At 67.8% G+C, this 6430-nt stretch carries 5 protein-coding genes and 1 pseudogene; 4 read left to right on the top strand and 2 right to left on the bottom strand.

Translation table 11 applies throughout. From position 1 onward, the window contains the following. A pseudogene (locus AC1D1S_RS18335) lies at nucleotides 1-274 on the top strand (hypothetical protein); the annotation flags it as partial. Between the two features lie 25 nt (nucleotides 275-299). On the opposite strand, the gene AC1D1S_RS18330 reads toward AC1D1S_RS18335, so the two are convergent. Continuing rightward, nucleotides 300-3704, bottom strand: a complete 3405-nt coding sequence (locus AC1D1S_RS18330; protein WP_476995119.1) for a DEAD/DEAH box helicase — start codon at nucleotides 3702-3704, stop codon at nucleotides 300-302. 196 nt (nucleotides 3705-3900) lie between these two features. Between AC1D1S_RS18330 and AC1D1S_RS18325 the strand changes: the two genes are divergently transcribed. Next, nucleotides 3901-4845 carry a DMP19 family protein gene (locus AC1D1S_RS18325; protein WP_476995118.1) on the top strand — a complete coding sequence of 315 codons (945 nt, stop codon included), beginning with the start codon at nucleotides 3901-3903 and terminating at the stop codon, nucleotides 4843-4845. Nucleotides 4846-4982: 137 nt separating this feature from the next. On the opposite strand, the gene AC1D1S_RS18320 is transcribed toward AC1D1S_RS18325, so the two are convergent. Beyond that, nucleotides 4983-5516 carry a COG4315 family predicted lipoprotein gene (locus AC1D1S_RS18320; RefSeq protein ID WP_243180609.1) on the bottom strand — a complete coding sequence of 178 codons (534 nt, stop codon included), beginning with the start codon at nucleotides 5514-5516 and terminating at the stop codon, nucleotides 4983-4985. 186 nt (nucleotides 5517-5702) lie between these two features. On the opposite strand from AC1D1S_RS18320, the gene AC1D1S_RS18315 reads away from it, so the two are divergent. Further along, nucleotides 5703-6212 carry a sigma-70 family RNA polymerase sigma factor gene (locus AC1D1S_RS18315; RefSeq protein ID WP_026538160.1) on the top strand — a complete coding sequence of 170 codons (510 nt, stop codon included), beginning with the start codon at nucleotides 5703-5705 and terminating at the stop codon, nucleotides 6210-6212. Continuing rightward, the coding region (locus AC1D1S_RS18310) for an anti-sigma factor family protein (protein ID WP_476995117.1) at nucleotides 6209-6430 on the top strand (222 nt) is incomplete at its 3' end. The genes AC1D1S_RS18315 and AC1D1S_RS18310, both read left to right, overlap by 4 nt.

Raw genomic sequence — 6430 nt, 5'->3', positions numbered from 1 at the left:
CGGCAGGCACAGGGCCCTTCGCCAGGTGATGGCCGCGGCGCTGGCCATGACCGCGGTGCACGCGGTCCTGCTCCTCGGCACGGGAGCCGGCGGCACGGGCCACAGTCACCATGTGAGCACTGCGGCAGCAGGGGCCGGCGCGGCGCCGTCGGGATCCGGGGCGCTGCTGGCAGTCATCGCGCTGGAAATGACGACGGCGCTGCTCGCCGCGACGCTGCTGGCCCGGCTGCGGGCGGAGCCCCGGTCGGCCGTATCAGGGTTGAAGCGCGGCTAAAGCGCAGCTTCCGGGTTGGTCAGCGTCAGTCGTTGAACAGCCCCGCCAGGTCTTCCGCCGTCAGGGCGCCGCCGGTGAGTGCGTCGCCTTCCATGACGTCGGCGAAGAGCTGCGACTTCTTCGCTTTGAGCGCCATGACCTTCTCCTCGATCGTGTCCTTGGCGACCAGCCGGTAGACCATGACGTTCCGGGCCTGGCCGATCCGGTGGGTCCGGTCCACGGCCTGGGCCTCCGATGCCGGGTTCCACCACGGGTCCAGCAGGAACACGTAGTCGGCCTCGGTGAGGTTCAGGCCGAAGCCGCCGGCCTTGAGGCTGATGAGGAACACCGGCGCGGCGCCGTTCTTGAACTCGTTCACGACGTCGGTGCGGTTGCGTGTGCCGCCGTCGAGGTAGCAGAACTCGATGTTCTCCTCGACCAGGCGCTCCCGGACCTTGCCCAGGAAACCGGTGAACTGGCTGAAGATCAAGGCCCGGTGCCCTTCGGCCACCAGGTCCGCGAGCTGCTCGAAGAGGACATCGAGCTTGCTGGAACGCACCCCGGACAGGGAGGGATCGATCAGCGAGGGATCCAGGCTCAGCTGACGGAGCAGGGTCAGCGACTGGAAGATGGTGAACCTGTTCTTGTTGACGTCCTCAATCAGGCCCAGGATCTTTTGGCGCTCCCGCTGCAGGTGGGTCTGGTAGACCTTCTGGTGCCGCGGGTTCAGCACGACTTCCAGTATCTGCTCCTGCTTGGGCGGCAGGTCACTGATGACCTGTTCCTTGGTGCGCCGCATCATGAGCGGCCGGACGCGCCGCCGGAGCTTGTCCAGCTGCCCCTTGTCGCCGTTCTTCTCCACCGGCTTCTGGTAATACTCGGCGAACCGTTTGGGGCTGGAAAAGAGCCCGGGAGCCACGATCGAGGTCAGTGCCCAGAACTCCATCAGGTTGTTCTCCAGCGGCGTGCCGGTGATGGCGAGTTTGAAGGCGGCGGGCAGTTTGCGGGCGCACTGGTAGGCCTTGGACTGGTGGTTCTTGACGAACTGCGCCTCGTCCAGGACCAGCCCGGCCCACGTCTGGGAGGCGTAGGCCTCGTAGTCGATCCGGAACAGGGCGTAGGAGGTGACGATGATGTCCGCGCCGGCCATCGCCTCGGCCGGGTGCGAGCCGCTCTTGGCGAAGGTTTCGCCGATGGCGCGCACGTTGAGCCCGGGCGCGAACCGTGCCGTTTCCGCCTCCCAGTTGCCCACCACGGAAGTGGGGGCGACGACAAGGAACGGGGCGGTCCCGGACCCGGTCCCGGCTTCATCGCCTGCGGCGGCGTCTTTTGCGGCGCAGATCAGTGCGAGGGCCTGGACGGTCTTGCCCAGGCCCATGTCGTCGGCCAGCACGCCGCCGAGGCCGTGGCGGTACAGGAAGCTCAGCCAGTTGAAGCCCTCCAGCTGGTATGGGCGAAGCTCGGCGTTCAGTGACCCGGGCAGGGGAAGGCCCTTGATGCCGCCTTCAAGGAGGCCGCCTACGGACTCGCGCCACGCCGCGGCCTGTTCATCCACGATGCCCAAGTGTGCGAGCTCGTCCCACAGCCCGGCCTGGAAGCGGCTGATCTGCAGCGGGGCGTCCTTGTCGCCGGGGTTGTCCTGCAGGGAGCGGGCCTCGTCGATCAGGGCCCGCAGCTGGTGCAGCTCCGGCAGGTCCAGCGAGAAGTACGCCCCGCTCGGGAGCAGCATGCGGGTCTGGCCGGCGGCGAGGGCGGAAAACAGTGCCGCGAAGGAAACCGGTTGGCCCTCCAGGGTGATGACGATGCCCAGATCGAACCAGTCGCGGCTGTCCGTCGCCTTTGTAGAGATCGCCACCACCGGGGCTTCTTCGGCTTCGCGGTAGTCCGCAATCTCGCCGGAGGTATCCACGGAGACGTCGGGGAGGTCGCGGAGCCGGGGGAGCACGTCCTCGGTGAAGGCGAGGGTGTCCAGTCCGGCCAGCTCTGCCGTGGCCGCCAGGCGCGGCGTGCCCCAGCCGCCGGTCGCGGATTCGCCCAAGGCCGGCACGACGTCCCAGGGCTGCCCGACCGCCTCTAGGATGCGGGCCTCGGCCGGGTCGTCCCGGTAGCCGTGATCGCCCGGGTGCCGCCACAGCGGCTGTGCCGTGACGAGGTTTCCGGACGTGTAGTGCCATTCCCAATGCAGCCGGACCCGGTGGTCGGCCCCGTAATTGGCCAGCAGGGACAGGGTGGGGACGGCGAGCGTGGGCAGTTCCACCGACTCGTCGGAGGCGGTAACCCGCGCGGTTTGCTTGAGCTTGGGGTAAAACCCCGTTAGGAAGCGGCTTTCGTCCCGTGCGGGGATGTGCAGGGTTGTCCCGCCCGTGACGAAGGTCAGCAGTTCCTCGCTGAGACCGCTTTCCAGCGGGGCGAGGGTGATGACGGGGTCCGCGGGGGCGGTACCGGGCAGGGCGCCGCCGTCGGACGCCAGGAAGATTCCGTGCGCCGGGCGGCCGATGGTCCCGACCGACGCCGGATCCACCACCTCACCTTCGACGGTGATGGTCGGCGCGAGCTCGAGACCGCCGTCGTCCCCGCCGGTGCCGATGCGCGCCAGGTTCAGCCCGACGGCGGCAGGCTGTTCGACCAGCCGCACCGGCTCCGTGCTGCGGCTGTGCACCAGGGCGACGCCGATTTTCTGGGCCTGGGACAGCAKGCTCCACAGGTTCTTGCCGGCGTAGGTGTTCAGCCCCAGCCACAGTCCGGTGCCGGAGTGCTGCCGGTTTGCCACAGCGGTGTGCGAGGCGAGGAATTCCTGCATCCACTCGACGTGCGCCTCGTTGCATTCGCGCCGGTAGTTCAGGTAGCTCAGCGTGCTCCAGGAGACGTCGCCGCGGATCCACTTGCCCTTGGCGCCCATGATGACGGGGCGTGCCTTGAGCTGGCGGACGCTGCGGAGCGGATCGCGGCGGCCCGTGTAGGAAAAGTGCGGGGCGGGTTCCTCGACGTCGAACTGGAGCGCCAGCGGGGTGCCGTTGGCGGACGGCGTGATCCCCGGGTGGGCGATCAGGGGGCTAAGGGCCTGCTCCCAGTCGGCCATTTCCGGTGGCGCGCTTTGGCGGGACAGCCGCGTGCCCTCGGCGGGGGCCAGCAGCTGCATCCTGGTGGCGGGGTTGTCTTCGGCCGCGAAGAGCAGGGCCGCCACGTGCTTGCAGTCCTTGCGGACCGGGCAGCTGCAGACGCCCACCGTGCAGCTCCAGCCGCCTGCCTTCCGGACCAGCTTCGCCGTCGTGGAATAGGGCACGTCGGAACCGCCCCGCACCTTGCCCAGCAGCAGGCCTGTGGCGGCGTCGAAAGAGATCCCGGAAACGCGGCTCCCCATGGCGTAAGCGAGCCCGGCCGCGAGGGAGCGGTCGTTGATCGCGGGAGTCTGTATTGCCAGTGCCGCACTCTCGTCCGGATGGGATGGCATGTGCGCGCTACTTTCGGCAGGTAATCATCTGATCCATCTTACCGAGCCTTCGCAGGCCCCGGAACTTCGCCGCCGCCCGCACAAGCGCCGCCTAAACTTCGCCGGACGTTCAACCGGGGCTCGGCCGCCCGCCGTGACGACGGACCTACCGTGGAGAGGTCCGGAGTATCAGCAGCGCCAGCAGTAAGGATTCCGCATGACCCACAGTGAGCCCACCATCCAGTCCGCCCACAGCTACCCCACCGTGCTGACCACCGAAAGCCTCAACGGCGGAAACGGGGACGTTGTCGACGCGAACGTCAACGTGGTCAACGCCATGTTCGAGGAGTTGCTGGACACGGAAGAGATCTCCCCGGCCGCGCTGCGCGGTTACTACGTGGACTTCTACCTGACGCAGGCGCTGGCCGGCGGCTTCGCGCAGTACGTGTTCACCGCGCCCGAACGCGAGGAAGTCGACCCCTACGTCCGGGAAGGCCTGGAGGCCATGGGTGCCGCCGCGCACCTGGACCTCTTCAACCGCACGGTAGCCGCCTTCGGCGCCCTGACCGACGCCGACGTCGACAGCTACCTCGACGGCGGCAGCGGCTGGGCCGCCGGAAGCGCAGAGGAAGACGAACCCGGCGACGGGGTCTCCGACGCCGTTCGGCGCATCGAAGAACTGGACGGGGAATTCGAGTCGATCCTCGCAACGGAGGACATCGCCGCATTGAATGCCGCGTGGCTGCGCGGCCAGGAGGACTTGCTGGTCCTTTCCGACGACGACCTCGACGCCCACATTGCCGGGCGGGTGGCCCGGCTTTCCGACCTCGCGGAGCGCCAGGCGGCAGCCGCCGAGGAAGCGCTTCTGGACGCGCCGGAGTTCGAGCAGATCATCCGCGATCTGTGCGGCCTCGCGGGCCACAGCCTGGTGCGGATCACCATGGGCGATCCGAATTATGAGCACAACGGGGAAACCACCCTGGCCTGGCACTTCACCACGGAGCAGGGCGAATTCCTCATGCTGGAGGACGACGACGAGGCTTTCATGCTCAATCCGCGGACCCAGGAAATCCTCGCGGCTTTGGGGTTCGAAGAGGCTGTGGAGTTCGAAGGGGCTGTTGACTTTGAAGGGTCGGCGGAGTTCGAAAAGGCACGCCCGTAGGCGGCCTTCCACGACAGTTTTCCGGTACGACCGGCGCCTGCCCCCAAATGCAGGCGCCGGCCGTGCCGTGTTGAGCAACCCGTGCCGACTAACTCTGGCCCGGCCGACCGGGCCCGGCGGATCCGCGGCCGGTGAGCCTACCCGGCCGGCGGTGCCGTGATCATTTCCCCGGAGGGTGACACGAGGAACCAGACCCCGCCGACGCCCTGGCCGTTGATGTCCCCCGCGGCCTGGTCCTTGGAGTAGTAGTAGATCGGCATCCCGTTGATGGTCACCTGCATCTTTCCGTCAGCCGTGGGAATGGTTCCGACCTTGCCGGTGACGCCGTTAACTGTGGGAGTCGCCGTCGTCGACGTGACAGCGGGCCACGACGTCAGGCACGCGCCGGTGCAGACGCTGTTCCCGGAATCCTTCGTGTTCTTGGTGAAGAAATAGACGCTCAGTCCCTGCTCGGCCACCACGATCTGGCCCGCCTTGGAGTCGGCCACCGAGAGTACCGCGGCGGACATGGACGACGGCGCGGAACTGGCTGGCGCGCTCGTGGCGGTCTCTGCGGGGGCGGAGGTGGCCGGCGCCGCCGACGTCGGCGTCGTGGTCGTTCCGCCCCCGCAGCCGGACAGGAGGGCGGCCAGAGCGAACGCGGACAAGCCAATGCTGAGATGCTTCTTCATTTGCTGCTCCTAGACTCGAGCCAGCCCAACTCGGAGGCCGGCGCTACGAGATACGACGCCATGGAGAGCGGAATGGTTCATGGCGGAACCGACATGTTCGTGTCGGGCTGTCCTGGGGCACACTGAACTATTGGGCCTGCCCGTACGTCGTAGAGGGGCAGAACACGAATTCCCTGGAGGTGGGCAATGCCGCTGGACGAAGACGTCGTGGCTGCGATTTACCGCGACCACGGAACGGCACTGAAACGCTTTGTCCTCAGCGTCTCCCGGGACCCCCAGCTCGCCGACGACGTCGTCCAGGAAACGGTGCTGCGGGTCTGGCAGCAGGCGCCGCAGATCACGGGCAGCCTGCGCAGCTACCTGTTCCGGACGGCCCGCAACATCATGATCGACAATTACCGCAAAGCCCAAAGGCGGCCGCAGGAAGCCGGCGACCGCGATGTCCAGGCCCTCCCGGAAGGCGGCGTCGGCGCCGGGCGCATCGACGAGCTGCTCAACAAGGTGCTGATGGAAGAGGCGTTGCTGCGGCTCAGCGCGGAACACCGCGAAGTCCTTGTTGCGCTCCACTACCGCCGCTACACAGTCCAGGAGGCATCCGCCCAATTGAAGATCCCCAGCGGCACGGTGAAGTCCCGGGCGTTCTACGCCGTCCGGGCCCTACGGACGATCCTCGACGAGATGGGGGTGCAGCAGTGAACGGGACCGAGTTGCATCACTTCCTCGGCGCGTACCTGCTCGGCGGGCTGGAGCCGGCCGAAGCCGCGGCCTTCGAGCAGCATCTTGCGGTGTGCGCCCACTGCCGCCAGGAGCTGGACGAACTTGCCAGCCTCCCCGCGCTGCTGGACGCGATCCCGGTGTCCRACGACGAACTTGCCAGCCTCCCCGCGCTGCTGGACGCGATCCCGGTGTCCGAC

Source organism: Arthrobacter sp. P1_A5, assembly GCF_056406825.1.
This window is presented reverse-complemented; position numbering and strand designations above follow the sequence as displayed.